The sequence below is a fragment of the Sinimarinibacterium arenosum genome (assembly GCF_005047655.1).
Taxonomy (GTDB): Bacteria; Pseudomonadota; Gammaproteobacteria; order Nevskiales; family Nevskiaceae; genus Solimonas.
The window spans coordinates 1-19196 of record NZ_SUKF01000013.1 but is presented as its reverse complement, the minus strand read 5'-3'; the positions used below and the strand labels follow the sequence as shown (position 1 = coordinate 19196).

Below are 19196 nucleotides of genomic sequence, written 5' to 3'. Positions count from 1 at the left end.
GCCGGCGCGGCATGGCCGCGCGAGCGGCGTCAGCTGCTCAGGTCCCAGTTGCCGATGTCTGCAGCGACGCCTTCACCGCCGGGGCGATTGTCGGCGCCAAGCGAGAACAGATCGAACTCTCCGCGAGCGCCGGGCTGCAGATACTGGTAGGGGTTTCCCCAGGGATCTTTGGGTAGCGATTTGACGTAACCGCCAGATTTGTAATTTGGCGCATCGGGCTCTCCCGATGGCTTCTTGACCAGCGCGTCCAGACCCTGCTGTGTCGATGGATAGTTGAAGTTGTCGAGCTTGTACAGCTCCAGCGTCGACTCGAGGACGCGAATATCCTGCTTGGCTTTGGTAATGCGGGCCTTGTCAGGGTTATCCATAATTCTCGGAACCACAACCGCTGCCAGAATGCCGAGAATGACCACGACCACCATGATTTCGATGAGCGTAAAGCCGCGTTGCATGGAAGATTTTTGTTGGATATTCATATCGGTGGTGCAGGGGACAGTCTGTGCAGTGGACATCTGATCGATGATATCAAATTCGCCTTATCGGTCCGCCGGCATCTGGTTCGCGCCGCTGGTGTTGATGGCGTTGATGTTGATTGCCGAGTGCCTCGGCGACTGGGGGCGCGCCGCATTTGCCTACGATCGGGGACTGATTCTGGAAGGGCAGTGGTGGCGCCTGCTGACCGGGAACTTTGTCCATCTGGGCTGGTATCACCTGTTTCTCAATCAGATGGGCGTGTTGGTCCTGGTGCTGTTGTGCCCGGAGAATCTGAGTGGTTGGGCTTGGTTGCGTCGGGTGGTCTGGCTTTCGGTATTCATGACCCTGTGCCTGCTCGCCTTCGTTCCGCAAATGCATCGATACGTCGGCATGTCCGGTGTGATTCACGGTTTGTTTGTGCTGGGCCTGCTGCCGCAGGTGATGCGTCGCGATCTGATTGCCTCTGGCTGTCTCGCCTATCTGACTGCAAAGATCGCCTGGGAGTTCTTTGCAGGGGCTCCGGTTTCCGACGAGGCGGCCATTGGTGGGCACGTTGCGACGGAATCGCACCTGTATGGAGTTGTCGGCGCACTGGCTTACACGGCAGTATTCCGTACCTTGCGTGGCGAGGAGGCCTTCAAGGCGTCGCCCGCACAAGACAATATAAAAGAGTAATCAATGAGTTACGCAGTATTGTTCCCTGGGCAGGGATCCCAGACCGTTGGCATGCTGGCCGCGCATTCTTCGCCGCTGATTGCGCAAACCTTCGACGAAGCATCTGACGTGCTCGGCTGGGATTTGCGCCGGCTGGTCAGCGAAGGCCCGGTGGAAGAGCTTAATCGTACCGAGCGTACGCAGCCGGCTTTGCTGGCAGCGGATGTTGCGCTGTGGCGGGTCTGGTGCGCGCGCGGGGTGCCGCACCCGATCGCCTTGGCTGGGCACAGTCTCGGCGAATACAGCGCTTTGGTTGCAGCGCAAAGCCTGGGTTTTGCTGACGCACTCAAGCTGGTCGAGTTGCGCGGACAGTTGATGCAGGCGGCGGTGCCCGAGGGCGTTGGCGGCATGGCGGCAGTGATCGGCCTGGATGACGCGCAGATTGCGGCACTTTGCGCGGCGTACGATGGTGAGGGCGTGCTGGAAGCGGCCAACTACAACTCTCCAGGACAGGTCGTGCTTGCTGGACATGCAGGCGCAATCGAGTGGGTGCTGGCCAATGCGAAGGCGCTGGGCGCCCGCATGGCAGTGCGCGTGCCGATGTCGGTGCCATCGCATTGCTCTCTAATGCGAGAAGCTGCCGAGCAGCTGCATGCAAAGATGCTCGAGGTCACGGTTAACGCGCCTGTCATTCCGGTGTTGCACAATCTTGACGGTCAGGCCGGGAGAGGTGGCGATGCAATTCGCGCAGTACTGCGTGATCAATTGCATCAGCCGGTGCGCTGGACCCAGACCATTGAAAGCTTGGTGGCACAGGGTGTTGGAGCTTTTGTCGAATGCGGGCCAGGCAAAGTTCTGTGTGGCCTGAACAAGCGCATCGCCAAGTCTGTGCCTTGTCAAGCGCTCGAAGAACCTATGGGGCTGGAGCAAGCCGCGACCATTCTTATCGGTCAATAAGCATCGGCGTTCGATGCTATTCTTGTCGACGGTAATTTCGTTTACTCACTGATCTTCACTCTGACTTCAACGTTTCCAAATTCGACTTCATGAGCGCAGCGACAACACGCCTACAGGGGCAAACAGCATTGGTCACCGGCGCCAGCCGGGGTATTGGACGTGCGATTGCACTGCGCCTTGCGGCGGACGGTGCGCGCGTGATCGGAACCGCGACCACTGAGGGCGGCGCCAGCGCCATCACCGAGGCTTTGGCCGCTCAAGGCGGTGAGGGCCGAGTGCTGGATGTCCGTGACGCGGCTGCGTGCACCGCCCTGGTTGAAGCTGTCGGACCGCTGTCGATTCTGGTGAACAATGCCGGTGTCACGCGGGACACCTTGTTGATGCGCATGAAGGACGAGGACTGGTCCGAGGTGCTGGATACCGACCTGACTTCGGTATTCCGCCTGTCACGCGCAGTCATGCGCGGGATGATGAAGGCCCGCTATGGCCGCATCGTCAGCATTGGCTCCGTCGTCGGGCAGATGGGCAATCCCGGGCAGGCGAATTACTGCGCCGCCAAGGCTGGATTGGTCGGATTCAGCAAGTCGCTGGCGCAAGAAGTCGGTTCGCGCGGCATCACCGTCAACGTTGTTGCGCCTGGTTTCATCGAGACAGACATGACTCATGCTCTGGGCGACGAGACGCGCAAGGCACTGCTCGAAAGAGTCCCGGCACAGCGCCTCGGCTCGCCGGAGGACATTGCTGCCGCAGTGGCCTATCTGGCGTCGCCCGAGGCCGGCTATGTCAGCGGCGAAACCCTGCATGTCAATGGTGGCATGTACATGTCTTGACTGCGGTTCAAGTATCTGATTTCACAGTGCAACCAAAGCCTACTGTTTCATCGGGCCGGTTCCACTACAATACCCCGGTTTCACACACCACAAATACGCTGCGGAGTGACGCATGAGTACGCTTGAAGAGAAGGTAAAAAAGATCATCGCTGAACAGTTGTCGGTGAGCGAAGATCAGATCACCCCGGAAGCTTCCTTCGTCGAAGATCTCGGCGCGGACTCGCTGGACACGGTCGAGTTGGTCATGGCGCTGGAAGAAGAGTTTGAAATTGATATCCCGGACGAAGAAGCCGAGAAGATCGTGACCTTCAAAGACGTGCTCAGCTACATCAAGGCCCATACGAATCAGGCCGGCTGAAATTTGTAGTTCGTTTAGCGCAAATCCTTCGAATCAGAGACTTGTCACATGAGCCGTAGACGCATTGTCGTCACCGGCCTCGGCATCGTGTCGCCCGTGGGCAACGATGTCGATTCGGCCTGGAAGAACATCCTTGCGGGCAAGTCGGGGATTGGGCCGATAACGCGATTCGACGCGTCGGCCTACACCACACGCTTCGCCGGTCTGATCAAAGATTTCAGGCCGGAAGACTGGATGAGCGTGAAGGACGTCAAACGTACCGACGAGTTCATTCACTACGGCGTCGCTGCAGCCAAGCAGGCTGTTCAGGACGCCGGGCTGGAGATCACCGACGCCAACCGCGATCGCATCGGGGTTTGCGTGGGCTCCGGTATCGGCGGTATCGGCAATATCGAAGCCGAGTGCCGCAAGCTTCACGCAGGCGGTCCGCGCAAGATATCGCCGTTTTTTGTTCCTGCCTCGATCATCAACATGATCTCGGGCTACATCACGATTGATCTGGGCATTACCGGCCCGAACTTCGCGATCGTTTCAGCCTGCACCACCGCAACCCACAGCATCGGTCTTGGCGCGCGCCTGATTCAGGCGGGCGACGCTGATGTCTATATTGCCGGCGGTGGCGAGGCCGGTTCGGCGCCAGCGGGCATGGCCGGTTTCTGTCAGGCGCGGGCGTTGTCGACCCGCAACGATGATCCCGAGCGGGCCAGCCGACCGTGGGACAAGGATCGTGACGGTTTTGTCCTCGGAGATGGTGCCGGGGTTGTCGTGATTGAAGATCTCGAGCACGCGAAAAAGCGCGGTGCGAAGATCTATGCGGAAATCACCGGTTTCGGCATGTCTTCCGACGCGTATCACATCACTCTGCCGCCTGAAGACGGGCGCGGTGCGCGGAGCTGCATGATCAATGCGATGCGTGACGCTGGTCTGAATCCGGAAGATATCGACTACATCAATGCGCACGGCACCTCGACGCAGGCCGGCGATCTGGCCGAGACCTTGGCGGTGAAGGGCGCGTTGGGCGATCACGCGTACAAGGTCGCCGTGAGTTCGACCAAATCGATGACGGGGCACCTGCTCGGAGCTGCCGGTGGCATCGAGGCCATTTTCTCGGTGCTGGCGCTGCGCGATCAGGTGATTCCGCCGACGATCAATCTCGATACGCCTGACGAGGGCTGCGATCTCGACTACGTGCCGGGCACCGCACGTGACGCCAAGCTGGATGTCGTGCTGTCAAACTCGTTCGGGTTCGGCGGTACCAACGGCACGCTGGCGTTCAAGCGCTTCAGCTAGGTTTCGCAGGCGCACCATGTGGCGTGCGCAGCTGCCGGCCGGGCCGGATTTATTGGTATTGCACGAGCGCTTCCCGCAGCGCTATCCACTCCTGCTGGAAAGCGTGGCCGGGCATCCTCAGTCAGGACGTTGGGACATCCTGTTTGCGGACCCAGGCGAAGTGCTCGTTGGGCGGAACGGTCGTCTCAGCGGCGCTGGCGTTAATCGCGCGACAGACAACTTCTTCGATGTGCTTGATCGTCTTGTCGCGCTCCAACCTGGTGTGGAGCGTGTCGAAGACCTGCCGTTCTGCGGTGGCTGGTTTTTCCTGCTGGGCTATGAGGCCGCGCACTGGGTCGAACCGCAGCTGAGGTTGCCGCAGAATCCCAGTCGTTTGCCGGACGCGCTGGCGGTACGCAGTTACGCTGCGATTATGCATGATCGAAGCACAGGCCAACTTCATCTATTGTCAGAACGCTCCGAGCAGGTGCTGGCGCAAATGCGCGAGGACCTGCTCAACGCCGAGGATTTCGAGGTGGCGCCTCGCGCATCGGCCCTGGCGGTGCATGAGCAGGATGCCCGGGCATTCGAGGACGGAGTGCGGCGCATCCTCGCATGGCTGAGCGCAGGCGACACCTTTCAGATCAATCTGTCACGACGTTGGGACGCCACCCTGGCCCGCGAGGTGCAACCGGGGCATTTGTACCGGCAACTGCGTCAAAGCAATCCGGCGCCGTTTGCGGGTCTGTTGCAGTGGGACGGCGCCGCGGTGATCAGTTCGTCGCCGGAGCGCCTGTTGCAGCTTGCCGAAGGCTGGGCGCAGACGCGACCCATCGCGGGCACACGGCGCCGCAGTGCAGATGCGGCTGAAGACGCGCAACTTCGCGCCGTCTTGATTGCCAACCTGAAGGAGCGCGCCGAACACGTGATGCTGATCGATCTGGAGCGCAACGACCTGGGCCGGGTGTGCGAGCCGGGGAGCATCGAGGTCAGCGAGCTGATGGCGCTGGAGAGCTATGCGCATGTGCATCACATCGTGTCGAATGTGCGTGGCCGTCTGCGCAGCGGGGTTGGTCCCGCAGCGGCTCTGCGTGCGGTCTTTCCCGGGGGCACCATCACGGGCTGTCCCAAAGTGCGTGCAATGCAGATCATTGCCGAGCTGGAAGGCGAGGGACGTGGCGCGTACACCGGCAGTCTGGGGTATCTATCACGTGACGGTCAGCTCGACAGCAACATTCTGATCCGCAGTCTGATCTGGGAGCCGGGGCGGGTCTATTTTCGAGCCGGAGCGGGCATCGTTGCCGATTCCGAGCCGGGCGCGGAACTTGAGGAAACCCGAGCGAAGGCGCGAGGCATGCTGCTGGCACTGGAGCCGGTGCAATGAGCGCTATTGCACTGTTCAACGGTCGTCCGGAGGATGATGCGCATGCTCGGTCGCGCGGTCTGCACTACGGAGACGGTGTATTTCGCACGATGCTGATCGTCGATGGCATCGTTGTGGACTGGACGCATCACTGGTCAAAGCTCTGTGCCGACTGCGCCGTTCTGGGCTTGCAGCCGCCGGCAGAGGCAGATCTCCTTTCAGAACTCGCGCTGTTGTCGGCAGGGCATGTCTGGGCCAGTGCCAAGGTTTTGGTGGTGCGGCGTTGGCAAAGCCGCGGATATGCGCCAACCACGGATGCATCGGACCGGCTCGTTATGGTCACTTCCGAGTCTGCAGGGGGCGCACAGGCACCGGCGGCTGGCATCGACGTCATGCTCAGTGATATCCGTCTTGGCGATCAGCCCGCACTTGCAGGCGTCAAGCATCTGAATCGCCTAGAGCAGGTGATGGCGTCACGGCACTGGCCTGACACCATTGGCGAGGCGTTGATGCTCGATACGCGCGGGCTGCTGATTTCCGGCACCCGCAGCAATGTGTTTTGTGTCGCGGGTAACAAGCTGCGAACGCCAAACCTGGAGCGGTGCGGCGTTGCCGGGGTCATGCGGCAGCGCGTCATCGAGACCTGCGCATCTCTGGACTGGGCAATTGAGTGTGTCGATTTGCCCTGGTCTGAGTTTCTGGAATGTGACGAGGCATTCATTTGCAATTCACTGACAGGAATTGTTCCTCTGCGGCGGTGCGGCACGCGTGAATGGCCCAGTCCAGGCCTGCACGCGCGCCAGCTTTGGTCGCGTCTGTCTCATCCACGTCATTCATTGAACCTGTGAAACGTCTGCTACTGATTTTTGTGGTTTTCCTGGGGGCAGCAGCCTTGTTTGCGAGCGACGTTCGCCGAGTGCTGGACGCTCCGATGAATCTCGGCGCGAATACAACGCTGACAATTACGCCGGGACAAACGCTGTCGGCGGTGCTGGAGACGCTTCAGGAGCGACAGTGGCTGGTGTCGCCACAGCGCAACACGCTGTATCTGCGGACCTATGCACGGATGACCGGCCTGGGGACGCGCATCAAGGCTGGCGAGTATCCATTGAGCCCGGGAATGACGGCGTTGCAGGCTCTGCAGTTGTTCGAGTCAGGCAAGACTGTGTCGTATCAATTGCGACTGCTTGAGGGGTGGACTTTCCGTCAGGCCCTGTCAGCAATTCGTGAGCATCCCAATATCCAGCAAACCTTGGGTGATGCCGCCGAGGCTGCCATTCTGCAGCAGCTGGGCGTCGAGGTTGGATCGCTCGAGGGGCGGTTGTTTCCAGATACCTATCACTTTCCCTCCGGCACCACCGACATCGCGGTGATTCGACGCGCCTACGACACCATGACTACGGCATTGCAGCAGGCCTGGGATCAGCGTGCGTCGGATCTGCCCTACGCTTCAGCGGACGAAGCCCTGATCATGGCGTCCATCGTAGAAAAGGAAACGGGTGATGCATCCGAGCGCGCCCAGATTGCCGGGGTGTTTGTGCGGCGTCTCCAGTTGGGAATGCGGCTTCAGACTGATCCGACTGTCATCTATGGCTTGGGCTCCGCATTCGACGGCAATTTGCGCAAGCGCGATCTGCTGGCGGATACGCCGTACAACACTTATACCCGAAACGGACTGCCGCCGACCCCGATTTGCCTGCCTGGGCGTGCAGCCTTGTATGCAGCACTGCACCCAGCGGAAGGCAAAGCGCTGTTTTTCGTCGCTCGCGGCGATGGCACGCATGCGTTTTCAGACACCCTGGATCAGCACGAAGCGGCGGTGCGTCGTTATCAGTTGAAAAAATGAAAAACCGCTAAGCTCTGAGCCATGCGCGGTCGGCTGATTACACTGGAAGGCGGGGAGGGGGCGGGCAAATCGACGCAGGTTCGGTTTGTCTGCGAGTGGCTGGAGCAGCGGGGGCGCAATGTCTGCGTAACGCGAGAACCGGGTGGCACCCCGCAGGCGGAAGCCATTCGACAGCTGGTGCTGTCGGACTGGGGCGAAGGCGTTACACCGCAGACCGAAGTGCTGCTCATGTACGCGGCGCGGTCAGCACATCTTCAGCACAAGATTGAACCGCGCCTTGCCGCCGGAGACGATGTGGTATGCGATCGATTCGCAGATTCAAGCTACGCCTACCAGGGGGCCAAGGGCGTGTCGGATCAGCACCTTCTGGCGCTGGAATCCTTGGTGCTGGCGGGGCGCAAGCCCGATCTAACGCTGCTGCTCGACCTGCCGCCCGACATCGGTCTGGCCCGTGCGCATGCGCGAGGGCAGGTCAATCGCTTTGAGGCAGAAACGTTGGGGTTCATGACGCAGGTTCGTCAGCGTTTTCTTCAACGTGCCAGCGACGAGCCCGGGCGGATTGCGGTGATCGATGCAAGTCGGTCACTGGAACAGGTCCAGGCCCAGATTGCCGCAGCGCTGGAGGTCCGCCTGTGAGTGTGGACGTGCGTCCGGAGGACTTGCGCAAGCCGCTGCCGTGGCAGGCAGCATTGTGGCTTGATCTGACCGCGCTGGTGCTGCAACAGCAGCTGCCACACGCATTGCTGCTGCAGGGACCGGTGGGCATTGGTAAACGCTGGTTTGCACGCGCGCTGGCAGCTTATTTGGTTTGCGAAAATCGCAGCGGCTACGCTTGCGGAAGCTGTAGAAGCTGTGTGCAACTTGCAGTGGGCGCTCATCCAAATGCATTGTTGCTGGGGACCGACGGATTGTTGGGGCTGGCGCTGACGCCGAACGGGCAGCACGCCCAGGGACTGATTCACTGGCAGCCCGAAGCAGAGCGCAAGCGTCGCGATATTTCCATTGACGCGGCTCGCATGCTGATCGAGCGGCTTGGCATTTCCTCGCATTACGGGCATCAGCGCGTCGCTATCGTGGATCGTGCAGATGCCTTGAATACGGCTAGCGTTAACGCCTTGCTGAAGACCATCGAAGAGCCTCCGCCAGGTACGCAGATGATCCTGATTTCGGAGCGTCCGCAAGCGTTGCCGGCGACCCTGCGCAGCCGTTGCCAGAAAATACGGTTCACGGCGCCGGAGACCGAAGTCGCACAACAGTGGCTTGCACAGCAGCTCGGGCACGATGACGCAGATGCCCTGATACAGGGCTATGGCGCGCCGTTGACAGCGCTACAGCTTGCCAGTGGCGATGGCGTATCGCTGCGGCATGCCTGGCGCGAGATGTGGCTTGCCGTTGCGCGGCGACGACAGGATCCGGTGTCTGCAGCTGCGAGTGTCGATCGTGAAGCGCTGGCGGAGCATCTGCAATGGGCATGGTCGTGGATTGCCCACCAGTTTCGCGAGGCGGTGCTGCAGCGCTCGGATCTGACGCAGCGTGACGCTTTCGAGAAGATGCTTAACGAGATCACCGAAGCGCTTCGGCTTAGTGGCGGCAATGCGCAGCCGCAGCTACTGCTGGAATCGCTGTTGGTGAGCTGGCTGCGGGTCGGGCCGCGGATCGTCGGCAATTGAGCACTGTTGGCCGTCGGCGTGATCGCATAAATCGGGTAGAGTGAGCGCAATTCAATGATGCGTATCGTCCCAGGGGAATTCGACGCATGAGTAGCCCGCCCAGGACCGGTTCTCAGCCCGGCATCCTGACGCTGAATATCAAGGACAAGTCGGCGCTGTACGTCGCCTACATGCCGTTCATCAAGAACGGCGGCTTGTTCATCCCGACCAACAAGGATTATCGCCTTGGGGATGAGGTCTTCATTTTGTTGACCTTGATGGAAAATCCGGAGCGAATCCCGGTCGCGGGCAAGGTTGTCTGGGTCACGCCCAAAGGCGCGCAGAACAAGCGCGCACAAGGAATTGGCGTGCAGTTCAGCGCCCAGGATGGCGGTAGCACGCAGAAGAAAATCGAGGCTTTGCTGGCCGGAGCATTGGGCGCGGATCGCCCGACGCATACGATGTAGGCAGTGCTGGCCGGCTAGTTTCCCAGTACCGGGAGTCCTTGGTCGAGCAGGTAGGCGTCGTAGCCTTTCTGCGTCAGCACAAACGTTGCCACTGAGCTGCGTCGCCCGGTGTCGCAACACGCAATCCAGGTGGTTGCCGTGTCAAGCTGCGAAAGCTTCATGCGCAGCATGTACAAAGGCAGATTCAGCGCGTTTGGCATGTGCCCCGTCTGGAACTCGCTGGGAAGGCGCACATCCAGCCACCGCGCATTTCCATCAGCGACTTTCTGTTGAGCCTGCGCGAGGCTCAAACGTCGCGAAAGTGGCTCATTCAGCAGCTTCTGGAAGTCGGCTTTGCTCAGACGCATCAGCTCGCACCGAGTGAGCGCCGTCACCGACGCGTTGCGGCGGTCGTTCGAAATCAGCGCTTCTTCACCAAAACAGGCGCCGGATTCGAGTTCCGCCAGCCGTACGGCTTTGAGGCCTGATTGCTCGCGGGTGACGATGCAGCGCCCCGAGATCAGCACGTAGAAGAAATCGCCTTCGTCGCCCTGACGGACGATCACGGTGCCCGGGTCTACGGCAACACGCTGCATGCGCATGAACATTGCCTGCAGGTTTGACGGCGGCACCAGCTGAAACGTCCGCATCTGCAGCAGACGTGTCATCCAGTCGTCGTTGGGCTGCGATGATGCTTCGGACAGCTCGGTAACTTCGAATGAGCCGGTCTGGTCCCATGTCAGCATGACATCGAGCAAACCGGCATCCACGGCAATGTACTTCACGGTGGTTGCGCAGCGAGCGCTGACGGTACGCGGGGACTGATGCGCCAGGCGATGAAATGAAGCTGGCTCACCGGCCCGAACGCGAGAGAGGGCCTTGCCATGAGCGTCAATCAAGTGCACTTCACCGTCAAGGACGTACAGGACGTCCTTAGCCGCATCTCCGATCCTGAACAGGAAGTCCCCGGGCGCAGCCTGAAGCTGGCGCGTGTGGCGCGCGAGATCAAGCTGACTTTCACGCCGTAGCGCGTTCAGCGGTACATAGTTGGCAAAGATCGAAGGATCGACTGCGGTTTCGGTCATGCCGTTGGCGTGCGATGTGGTCGAAGGGTGAGAGCCTGCGAATGCTAGCACGTCGCTTCGAGGACACGACTCAATTCCATCCGCACACCCAACACTTAACATAATATACATTATGATCAATTGGATAGTGCGAACGGTCAAAAGGCGGCTTATGCTTCCGTCCGGGAAAGCACAGCGAGCGACAGCGTGAACAACGAAGAAGAACGCCCTGGATTCACACAGGCACCACCCGTAGCGAATGACCCCGAATTCATTACCGAAAGAATCATCATCATCCGCGAGAAACAAGGTCCGATCTTCAGCTTTTGGGACTTTCTAGTCGTGCTCGCCGCAGGCCTCGTCGTGCTGGTGGTAGCTGTACTGCGCTGATCAACCAGCAACAGCCCGCGCAGAGCCCTGTAACGGCGGACTGCCAACGCCGACGCCCGGCGCTTGCCGTGCGTCCAGTCCACCGCCACCAGCGCCACTCCAAAGCGTTGCACGGCCATCATCCAGCGCGCACGACCACTGGCCGAGGTCATCTTGCTCGCAGGACTCGGACGGCATCAGCCTGCGGCCTGTTGCGCTGACCAGCACAACGATTCCGGTGCCATCCGGGCGCTTGATGCCGCCGACAACCCGCCAAATCCGGCTTGTCTGGCTGTCCAGGTCGAAGGTCTGAGCTTCAACGACGACCGGAGGCGACACGACCACCACACCCAGGTTGTCCGACGCGCGGGAGAGTTCTGTGTGTGCTTCTGGTGCACCCTGCCGCGATGATCCGTGTGTGGGTTGAGGTATTGTCGGGTTTCGCTTCGCTTCCGCCGCTATCGCGGCATGGCTTTCTTTGAGCCCACCGCCAGACGCCATCCCGGTGACTGCCCGAAACGCGAGCCAGAACAACAACGGAAGCAGCAGTGCCGCAGCCATGGCCGATCCCATCGTGAAGCTTTTCCAGACGTTCCCGCGCGCGTCTGGCATCTTCTCTAGGCCACCTTCGCCCAGAACCTTCGCTTTGCTCTGAGTGTGGCTGTTGTAGCAGTTCCAGACTTCGGGTCGGTACTTGCCCTGCAACTTGCGGATCAGCTTGCCTTTTGCCGGACGTTCAGCTGACTGGCAACGACTGTAGACATCCACGCGAAAACGGCCCTTTGAGCCGACGGCGCTGTGCTTCTCGTGGATGTAGGTCAGGTCCACAATCGACCGGATAAAAGACGGCAGATCGTCGGTCGGGCTGTGACTGATCAGGCACATTTCAGAGGCGATGCCGTCCTCGCCAACTCGATGCCGATGCTTACGGAAAAACCGGAGCTCGTCCTTCGGGATTTCGTTGATCGTCAGGCCCTTTGCCCAATACTCCCAGACCTCATCGAGGACGATCACGGCGCCTTCGGGGCACTTTTCGATCACTTCGGCAGGTGAGCACTGCGCCGGAATCTGGTGCAACAGCGGCGCGCAGTCGTGACCACAGACGACGTTCAGCGCCGGGACAAAAAGGTCCAGGTTATGCGCGACGTGGCGCTTATCCTTCAACGCCGGAATCACGAAGTTTTCGACGGCTGAGTAGCTCTTACCGTGTCCGGTCAGACCCGCATAGACGACGATGGACATGATTAGCCCCCGATGAACGGAATGCGGCGAAGCAGAAAGCGCAGCGCCAGTGCCCCCGCCAACATCGAGACGCCGGCAGGCACTTGAAACACGTCGGAGAGATAACCCATGCCCGATGGCAACGACGCCGCATAGGTGACGAACGCAGACCCCGCAGCGGGCGCCGGCAAGGCTTCAATCACTGTGGCAAGTCCGTCCATCAACAGCGCGTAGACCTGACGCGGGACGTAGAGGAATACGTCCAGCAGCCACGACAGCGCGGAAACGATGAGATTGCCGAGCCATTCAAACAATGCGGTCATGATCAGGCCTTACCGAAAAGTACGATTGCGCCGAGGGCGTAGACGAACAGCATCACGATGCCCAGGACACCGCGCGCAGCTTCTAGAACGGGACACTGTGCATCGATCACGAAGGTCTGACCGAGTGCATCGAAAGATGCGGTCGGGCACTCTCCCCCGCTCGGAATCGCAGCAGCAAGACCCGAGAACATGGAACCGATCGGAGAAGCCGAGACGCGACCGAGAAAAGCTTGCGTCGATTCAGCGAACGAAGGCGCAGACGGAATAGCCGGCAACGACGCATCAGGAGGCGGAGCGTATGACGGCTCGGGAGTAGGCACACCTGACGGCGCAGGCGTCGGCACGGGTGTCGGATATGGCGTCGGGAACGGCTCCGGGGACGGATCTGGCGCAGGGTCAGGAGTTACAGGGGTTTCCTCTGTGGTCTGCGAAACGACTTCGTTGTCCTGATTCCTGACCGTCGTCGTCGTGGTGTTCGTCACCGTCGTGGTGACATGGGACTCTGAAACGGTAGTCGACGATGCAGAGATATCGGCCTTCTGTTCGGATACCTTCGTCGTCGTCAGAGACGTACCGTCCGGATACGTCGTCGTGCTGGTCGACGTGATCGGATTTGCATAGACAACTGCGTCCGCAGGAACGAACACGAGCGGCGTATCAGACGGCAGATCAACCGGCAATCTGGAATCGCCGATGTGAGTATCGAGGGCAGAAGCAAGATCCTCGTCCGGCATCGCGTTGAGCGCGGTTTCCATCTGCTCGTCAGTGACGTCATCGAACTCGGTCAAATAGGTTGTCGAACCACCATATTGCGGCTGCGCCATCACCGTGGTCGTCACCTGACCCGTCGAGCTGCGCTTATAGCAGTTGCCACGAGTCGGGCTGGTGTACACAAAAACCAGCCCATATTGATAAGAAGTACCGCCGACGCGGAACGCTCGCTCATCGCATACCGCCTGACCCGTCGCGCCTACAAAGTTCGGGACGTTGTTCAGATCCACCCAGTTCGGGTCGGTGTACTGAGGCGTGACCGTTTTACGTTGCCAGTCCGCCGCATCCTGATTGAATTCAATATCGTCTTGGGCGAGCCAGTGAACGACCTCAAACGCAACCGCAGCCGGACCCAACAGGCGCGCAGCGCGTCGCAGCAAAGGATTAGCGACGACCCTCGAAATCCCGACACGTTCTAGAACACCGACTGACCGCGCCTCGCGCATCGGCAAAGGTAGCTTCCGATCACTGACGACCTCTACGCCGCCACCGGGCTTCAATTGGACCTGTCGTCCAATGGGCCACTTAAAATTTTTAGCAGGAGTTCCCGTTACCGAAGGAGTTCGCGCCCAACTGCCGTCAGGGTTCCGATACCACAGATAGCTGTCACCGGTCGTCGCAGCCCACGAGTCCATCGAGACGGCGAACAGCGAGACGCCAACGACTCCAACCAAGAACCAAAACGCGGCGCGAAAATCACGCATCACAGGCCCCGGAAGAAGTAGGCAGCGACCATCCCGCCGTAGCAGAAGAACGCGAAGTAGTAGAACTGGTCCACGTCAAAGCCCTTCGTCGTCGTCGCCGTCACAATCTCCGAATTCCGCTTCAAGCTCTGCTTCGATTTCTGCAATCTCGTCCTCTATTTCGTCTGCGCTGTCGTCGTCGCCCATGTCGCGGTAGGCCTGCACCAACTCCCTCATTGTTTCCAGCCTTGCAGCCTTAAATTGGTATTCGCTCATCGAAGTGCCTCCCAAAAAGAGAGGGGCGAGGTTTCCCCCGCCCCTACCGATCACGCGCCCTTGACGGCCCGCACGATCATCTTGATGCCCTTCATCACGACCACGATGCCGATGATCGCGACGCCCACGGCCAGCAGAGCGGTGCCAACATCGGCCCAGTCGACGGCAGTGGTCAGGGAGCTGTAATCCGTCACGGCGAAAGCCGGAACGGTTGCAGCCGAGGCAGCAACAGCGGTGCCCAGGCGAACACCGTACTTCTTAGCAACGTTTGCGTACTTCATGTGGACGTCTCCCGACGGTCACTTCCCCCGAACTTAAAGGAACCGGCAGCACACCTCGGGGGGTAGTGCACTGCCGGCAAATCAAAACGATCCGCGCACCTGCCGGATGACAGCCTTGATCGCCCAGGCGATGACCATGCCGGTGCCGACAACGACCAGACCGGCGCCGAAGGCCTCCGCCAGAATCGCTGGATCGAGATCTGCCGGATTGAAGGCTTGCGCCGGTTCGGCGTACTCGATCAGCGTCCAGGTGCCGCCACTCGGGCAATGCGGTACGCCTCGTCCGTCATTGCCTCCCAGCGAGCCGGCTGTGTTCGCGATGACGACGCCGTCAGCGCCTGCACACTGAAAGAGATACGCCGAGGCCATCAGCCGCGGACCTCAAAAATGGCCTGCGTGATCATTGCGGACATCATCGATCCGAACATGACCGCAAAGCCCATGACCTGTGCCGGGTTGTCGATCTGACCCACCGTCAACAATTCACCATCCGGCGTGATCAGATCAACGCGCACGCCTTCGCCGCTGCGTTCCACGTCTACGTGGAATTGTTCGCGGCTCACGTTGCACCGCCCGGGCGGACCTTCGCGCTGGTGATGCGCATCTTGAAGCTGACGGCACCGCTGGCCAGCGTCGTCGGGGTCAACTTCACGTTGAGTTCACACAGCGCCGGCAGCTTCGCCGCCTTGAGCTGGTCCCACACTGCGGGTTCTGCCCCGACCTTGTCGCTGCGAAAGCCGATGGCCTTCTCGCCTTCAAGCGGCTGAGCCATGTGTACCGAGCAGTACTCGCGGTCCTCCTTCGTGTCCTTGTCCGAGAACGTACCGGCTGAGATACCGAAGACATGCGTCGTGAGTGTCATCTGTTGCATTTTGGGAATCCTCTTGAGTCGATTTGATGGAGAGCTGATCGCGGTACCACTTGTAGACGCCCACGACGACGCGACCAGCCGTCGTGGACTTCACGAAATAGGGTGATGTCTGGATGTAGCCATTGATTCGGGACCACCAACCACCGCCCTGCATCGGGCGCGGCTGTTCTTCCTTGCTGAAGTACTCACGGACCCAGGTCGGCGCCATGTGGTATCGCTTCGCGCTGGCTTCGTCGCGGGTCAGGCCACCCGTGGCGTGCATGCGCAAACCCTTCGGCATTGGCCGACCGTTGGTGGCCTTGCTGAGATACTTGGCGACGTAACCGACACTGGCGCCGCGACACCACTCCATGCGGGTCATGCCGTGCCGCCACCATCCGCACTTGTCCCACATCGGCAAGCGCATCCCCGGAGGCAGGAAAAACACGAAGTGATAGTGCAGCCTGCCCCGCTTCGTCAGTTCTGCCACACGCACAAACCGAAAACGGGGCCGTTCCGCCTTGGGATAGTGCTTCACCTGCCGTTCAAACCATTTACGCGCCAGCTTTACGGGCGTACTGGCGTCAGCCTGCAACGGTGCCACGTCCTCGCGCAGGGTCGCTGTGACCATGATCGGAGTACATCGGCCGAACTGTTCAACAATTGCCGCTTCATGGAGGCTCGCCGCGTGCATCAATGCACGTTGCATCCGTGTCAGCTTCGTCCGCGACGTGTCGATGACCAGCTCTGACTCGCTCGGGAGAACGCGCGGGACATTTGTTGTACAAGAGACAAGCCCAGGCGCGCTGCCCTCGCGGCTCGCTTCGCTCGCTCGCGCGGCCATCACGCCAAACCCCGCATTGCGGCAAACGGATCGTCGGGGTTAGCGAGCGTGCGCCGTGCCAGCATCGAAGCGACGCTCTGACGTTCTGCTGCCCGGACCTGCCGCATATGCGACGCCTGATCCTCTGCCCGACGCTCGTCCAGCACGCCTCGCAGGCAGCGATTGGCAATAATCGAAAGCCGGGAATCATCAACCGATGACGCGAGCATGCCGACCCAGGTCCGGACATGGCGCCAGTGATAGCCGTACTGGCTTTCCCACTCCTCGTGATCCTCCTGAATCACCAGCCAGCGGCCCGGCTCAGGCTCGCGCACACGTTCGATGACTTTGGTGCGGCTCATGAGAGCCACCGAATCAGCGCGAATGCTGCCGTGACTGCCAGAGCGCCGAGAACGCGGTAGACGAGGTAGCGAGGGAGGCCGTTCATGCGGCGGCCCTCAGTCCGTGGCCGTCATCACGCAGGTCGCGGAACATATCCAGCTGTCCCCTGCCCTCGATCAGATAGCCGGTGTCCCGGACCCCGTCCCATTCAATGCGCTGATCGATGACCACGCGGCGCCAGTCCCACACGCTGGCGATGTGGCGTAACTCACAAAGGGCGAGAGTTTGGGTTCTCGAGAACCAGCGGCGCGGCTGCATGCCATAGCCCGATAACTGGCACTCCCAACGCTGCATCCGGGTCCGATAGCGCGCGTAGAATCCCCTGCGATGACCCGCTGTCGAAAGGAACACGATGCGTAGATCGCGTCCCCTCACCCCCACGAATTCCGCCGCCCTGCCCGTCATCGTCGTCCCCTTTGACGTAACGTCAAATTCGGGGCGAACCGTATTTGACGACTCGTCAAACCGTCAAGAGGCAAAACCATGAACCTAAGTCAACTAATTGATCAGGCAGCGAATAAAGTCGGAGGTCCGTCGATACTCGCCGGACAGCTCGGATGCGAACCCGCAATTGTGACGAGAGCTAAGGCCAGCGGAAAACCGCCCGTCTGGCTTGCAAGCGCATGTGCAGAAATTATGGGCGCCGACGTGGCGCGAGCTGAACTAGAGGCGCATGAAGCCGCTGCCAGATCGGACGCCGAACGCGCCCACTGGCGGCGGCGACTTCTAGCAAGCGGTGCGGGGGCTTTACTTCTGCCGCTGGCGCTGTCCGGACTACTTTTCAGCAGTTCAAAGGCCGATGCGGCAGGGGTCCGCGAGCATCAGCGGGCAATATACATTATGAATTACGTTACACAATTCAATTCAATGCTCGCACTGACAGCAGTACGAGAATTGAGTCGTAATTTCGCAAAAGAAAACGAATTCAGGATCTACGAGTTTTGCTGGGCTTCGTAAGCCGGCCATCGTGTGATCCTGTCCCTGCTCGCGCCTCGTGTAAGGAAGGCCGACGTATGGCGCGCTCGCCCTGAGTAATTCCTAAGAGGGCCGCGAGCATTCCGCAGCTGAGTGGTCCCCGACTCAACGCACATTCAGCTCCAATGCCCAACTTTCATGGCGCGATGCCCAACGCGTGCGGTCATTGCAAATTCCATAGCAGCGCTCAAAAAGCAATTAGCCGGGCGGATAGTTGCTGTAGGAAAATTCCTCGTGATAGCGTTCGCGCCGTGCCATCGAAAGCTTTCTCGGGGGCAAGAGGTTCGGATTGTGTCGTAACTGGGTTAGCACAAAGCGCCCGCTGTGACAGGCTGCAGTCGACTGAGGGAATCGGCCGGAGTCAGACCGGACGCTATTATTATGATGGGTTGGGAGGGTCATCATGAGGAAGTTTTTTAATCTGCCGGCAGTTGCGGCGGTATTGTTTGTTCTTTTTGCCGGTCAAGTCATCGCATCAGACCTATCGGCTCCCGTTCAGGCTTACGCGTACCTACGGATGGACTTCGGTGGCCCTGAAAAGCTGCCTGCCGCTGTCGGTCTCCAAATGGACGTTCGCCACGAGAGTTTCGATCGTCTCGGCGCTCGGGCGCACATTGGCGCAGAAGCCCTTAATCGATCGAGTGAAGTTGCGCTTCCGTTCTCTACGAGCATCGTTCAAGTGGAGTTTGTGCGCTCCGAGTTGGCATACGTAAGTTCCGTCGGCATTCCCCTCTTGGTCAACCGCGCTGCACTTGGCGGTGATCTGTCCCCATGGGGCCTGGCGAATAGCGGCGAAGGCGACTCCTGGTGGCACGCCAATTGGGGAAAGGTGGGATTGGCCGCTCTGGGCGCTGCGGCCCTTGCAGTTGCGGCGGGCGGCTCCGGGGACAACAAGACGCCGAACGACGACGATGCTACTCCCGGCGACGGAGGTGGTCCGACCGTTTGTGCCGTGAAGGGCAACGGCTCCGTACCCGACGTATGCACACCGCCGCCCTCTGGCGGCTGATTTCCTAATCCTGTTGCTGCAGCTCTCGCTAAGGGACGAATCCTCGCAAGCAAATGGTGGTTTGGCGTGCTACTGGGGAAGCTTGGCGACGACTACTTCCTCGAGTACGACTTCCGCACCGCTTGCGCCGCTATGGTGGCGATACAGTCAATCCGATTCCGGAAACATGGCGATCCTGGCCATGCCCCTCGCCAACTCCGGTTCAATGGTTTGGGATCCAATGCACAAGAGCCGTGGCAATCCGTCCTGCTGTGCCGCGGCCTATGACCACTAACCCAACTGTAGACCCACTGCCCTACTCTG

Annotated in this window: 28 protein-coding genes; 15 read left to right on the top strand and 13 right to left on the bottom strand. The window is 60.2% G+C overall.

Going from position 1 to position 19196, the window contains the following annotated elements; genetic code table 11:
* Positions 1 to 29: 29 nt before the first annotated feature.
* Entirely contained in the window at positions 30 to 476 is a 447-nt protein-coding gene (gspG, locus tag E4T66_RS20560; RefSeq protein ID WP_136851945.1) for a type II secretion system major pseudopilin GspG, read from the bottom strand.
* Between the two features lie 43 nt (positions 477 to 519).
* Here gspG and rrtA point away from each other — a divergent pair, with 43 nt between their 5' ends.
* The 11 genes from rrtA (at position 520) to E4T66_RS20505 (ending at position 9867) form a co-directional block, all read left to right on the top strand.
* Positions 520 to 1149, top strand: a complete 630-nt coding sequence (gene rrtA / locus E4T66_RS20555; RefSeq protein ID WP_248679829.1) for a rhombosortase — start codon at positions 520 to 522, stop codon at positions 1147 to 1149.
* A 3-nt stretch (positions 1150 to 1152) separates the two neighbouring features.
* On the top strand, positions 1153 to 2085 hold the full coding sequence (gene fabD, locus E4T66_RS20550) for an ACP S-malonyltransferase (RefSeq protein WP_136851885.1): 933 nt from the start codon (positions 1153 to 1155) through the stop codon (positions 2083 to 2085).
* 89 nt (positions 2086 to 2174) lie between these two features.
* A complete protein-coding gene (fabG, locus tag E4T66_RS20545) occupies positions 2175 to 2915 on the top strand; it encodes a 3-oxoacyl-ACP reductase FabG (RefSeq protein ID WP_136851884.1) in 741 nt (246 codons plus the stop codon).
* A gap of 112 nt (positions 2916 to 3027) precedes the next feature.
* Positions 3028 to 3273: an acyl carrier protein gene (acpP, locus tag E4T66_RS20540; protein WP_136851883.1), complete on the top strand. Its 246-nt coding sequence runs from the start codon at positions 3028 to 3030 to the stop codon at positions 3271 to 3273.
* A gap of 48 nt (positions 3274 to 3321) precedes the next feature.
* The gene (gene fabF / locus E4T66_RS20535) at positions 3322 to 4563 is read left to right on the top strand and encodes a beta-ketoacyl-ACP synthase II (RefSeq protein ID WP_136851881.1); all 1242 of its coding nucleotides are present in this window, start codon (positions 3322 to 3324) and stop codon (positions 4561 to 4563) included.
* A gap of 16 nt (positions 4564 to 4579) precedes the next feature.
* Positions 4580 to 5926 carry an aminodeoxychorismate synthase component I gene (locus E4T66_RS20530; protein WP_136851879.1) on the top strand — a complete coding sequence of 449 codons (1347 nt, stop codon included), beginning with the start codon at positions 4580 to 4582 and terminating at the stop codon, positions 5924 to 5926.
* Positions 5923 to 6753: an aminodeoxychorismate lyase gene (gene pabC, locus E4T66_RS20525; RefSeq protein ID WP_136851877.1), complete on the top strand. Its 831-nt coding sequence runs from the start codon at positions 5923 to 5925 to the stop codon at positions 6751 to 6753. Before E4T66_RS20530 ends, pabC begins: the two co-directional genes overlap by 4 nt.
* The gene (mltG, locus tag E4T66_RS20520) at positions 6750 to 7751 is read left to right on the top strand and encodes an endolytic transglycosylase MltG (protein ID WP_248679828.1); all 1002 of its coding nucleotides are present in this window, start codon (positions 6750 to 6752) and stop codon (positions 7749 to 7751) included. The genes pabC and mltG overlap by 4 nt, the downstream gene beginning before the upstream one ends.
* Positions 7752 to 7772: 21 nt before the next feature.
* Positions 7773 to 8387 (top strand): dTMP kinase, encoded by a 615-nt coding sequence (gene tmk / locus E4T66_RS20515; RefSeq protein ID WP_136851872.1) that lies wholly within the window; start codon positions 7773 to 7775, stop codon positions 8385 to 8387.
* Positions 8384 to 9421: an AAA family ATPase gene (locus tag E4T66_RS20510; protein ID WP_136851870.1), complete on the top strand. Its 1038-nt coding sequence runs from the start codon at positions 8384 to 8386 to the stop codon at positions 9419 to 9421. Before tmk ends, E4T66_RS20510 begins: the two co-directional genes overlap by 4 nt.
* Before the next feature lie 86 nt (positions 9422 to 9507).
* On the top strand, positions 9508 to 9867 hold the full coding sequence (locus E4T66_RS20505) for a PilZ domain-containing protein (RefSeq protein WP_136851868.1): 360 nt from the start codon (positions 9508 to 9510) through the stop codon (positions 9865 to 9867).
* Positions 9868 to 9881: 14 nt separating this feature from the next.
* Here the strand turns inward: E4T66_RS20505 and E4T66_RS21485 are convergent, their stop codons facing one another.
* Positions 9882 to 10631, bottom strand: coding sequence for a cyclic nucleotide-binding domain-containing protein (locus E4T66_RS21485; protein WP_169577752.1), 750 nt, complete (start codon positions 10629 to 10631; stop codon positions 9882 to 9884).
* 99 nt (positions 10632 to 10730) lie between these two features.
* Here E4T66_RS21485 and E4T66_RS21480 point away from each other — a divergent pair, with 99 nt between their 5' ends.
* Together E4T66_RS21480 and E4T66_RS20495 are read left to right on the top strand one after the other, a co-directional pair.
* Positions 10731 to 10874 carry a hypothetical protein gene (locus tag E4T66_RS21480; protein WP_169577751.1) on the top strand — a complete coding sequence of 48 codons (144 nt, stop codon included), beginning with the start codon at positions 10731 to 10733 and terminating at the stop codon, positions 10872 to 10874.
* A gap of 243 nt (positions 10875 to 11117) precedes the next feature.
* Entirely contained in the window at positions 11118 to 11300 is a 183-nt protein-coding gene (locus tag E4T66_RS20495) for a hypothetical protein (RefSeq protein WP_136851864.1), read from the top strand.
* On the opposite strand, the gene E4T66_RS20490 is transcribed toward E4T66_RS20495, so the two are convergent.
* From E4T66_RS20490 to E4T66_RS20440, 11 genes are all read right to left on the bottom strand, one after another.
* Complete coding sequence (locus tag E4T66_RS20490; protein ID WP_136851861.1) at positions 11301 to 12521, bottom strand: zonular occludens toxin domain-containing protein; 1221 nt, start codon at positions 12519 to 12521, stop codon at positions 11301 to 11303.
* Positions 12522 to 12523: 2 nt separating this feature from the next.
* Positions 12524 to 12823: a hypothetical protein gene (locus E4T66_RS20485; protein WP_136851859.1), complete on the bottom strand. Its 300-nt coding sequence runs from the start codon at positions 12821 to 12823 to the stop codon at positions 12524 to 12526.
* A gap of 2 nt (positions 12824 to 12825) precedes the next feature.
* Positions 12826 to 14298, bottom strand: coding sequence for a hypothetical protein (locus tag E4T66_RS20480; protein ID WP_136851857.1), 1473 nt, complete (start codon positions 14296 to 14298; stop codon positions 12826 to 12828).
* A gap of 75 nt (positions 14299 to 14373) precedes the next feature.
* Positions 14374 to 14553 carry a hypothetical protein gene (locus E4T66_RS20475; RefSeq protein WP_136851855.1) on the bottom strand — a complete coding sequence of 60 codons (180 nt, stop codon included), beginning with the start codon at positions 14551 to 14553 and terminating at the stop codon, positions 14374 to 14376.
* Positions 14554 to 14603: 50 nt separating this feature from the next.
* The gene (locus tag E4T66_RS20470) at positions 14604 to 14834 is read right to left on the bottom strand and encodes a major capsid protein (RefSeq protein WP_136851853.1); all 231 of its coding nucleotides are present in this window, start codon (positions 14832 to 14834) and stop codon (positions 14604 to 14606) included.
* A gap of 81 nt (positions 14835 to 14915) precedes the next feature.
* Positions 14916 to 15203 (bottom strand): hypothetical protein, encoded by a 288-nt coding sequence (locus tag E4T66_RS20465; protein ID WP_136851851.1) that lies wholly within the window; start codon positions 15201 to 15203, stop codon positions 14916 to 14918.
* On the bottom strand, positions 15203 to 15397 hold the full coding sequence (locus tag E4T66_RS20460; RefSeq protein WP_136851849.1) for a hypothetical protein: 195 nt from the start codon (positions 15395 to 15397) through the stop codon (positions 15203 to 15205). Before E4T66_RS20460 ends, E4T66_RS20465 begins: the two co-directional genes overlap by 1 nt.
* The gene (locus tag E4T66_RS20455) at positions 15394 to 15606 is read right to left on the bottom strand and encodes a hypothetical protein (protein ID WP_136851847.1); all 213 of its coding nucleotides are present in this window, start codon (positions 15604 to 15606) and stop codon (positions 15394 to 15396) included. Before E4T66_RS20455 ends, E4T66_RS20460 begins: the two co-directional genes overlap by 4 nt.
* On the bottom strand, positions 15590 to 16393 hold the full coding sequence (locus E4T66_RS20450; RefSeq protein WP_136851845.1) for a replication endonuclease: 804 nt from the start codon (positions 16391 to 16393) through the stop codon (positions 15590 to 15592). The genes E4T66_RS20455 and E4T66_RS20450 overlap by 17 nt, the downstream gene beginning before the upstream one ends.
* A 134-nt stretch (positions 16394 to 16527) precedes the next feature.
* A complete protein-coding gene (locus E4T66_RS20445) occupies positions 16528 to 16869 on the bottom strand; it encodes a hypothetical protein (protein ID WP_136851843.1) in 342 nt (113 codons plus the stop codon).
* Between the two features lie 82 nt (positions 16870 to 16951).
* Positions 16952 to 17314, bottom strand: coding sequence for a hypothetical protein (locus E4T66_RS20440; RefSeq protein ID WP_136851841.1), 363 nt, complete (start codon positions 17312 to 17314; stop codon positions 16952 to 16954).
* A gap of 78 nt (positions 17315 to 17392) precedes the next feature.
* On the opposite strand from E4T66_RS20440, the gene E4T66_RS20435 reads away from it, so the two are divergent.
* Positions 17393 to 17866, top strand: coding sequence for a hypothetical protein (locus tag E4T66_RS20435; protein WP_136851838.1), 474 nt, complete (start codon positions 17393 to 17395; stop codon positions 17864 to 17866).
* 421 nt (positions 17867 to 18287) lie between these two features.
* Complete coding sequence (locus E4T66_RS20430) at positions 18288 to 18893, top strand: hypothetical protein (protein ID WP_136851836.1); 606 nt, start codon at positions 18288 to 18290, stop codon at positions 18891 to 18893.
* Positions 18894 to 19196 lie beyond the last annotated feature (303 nt).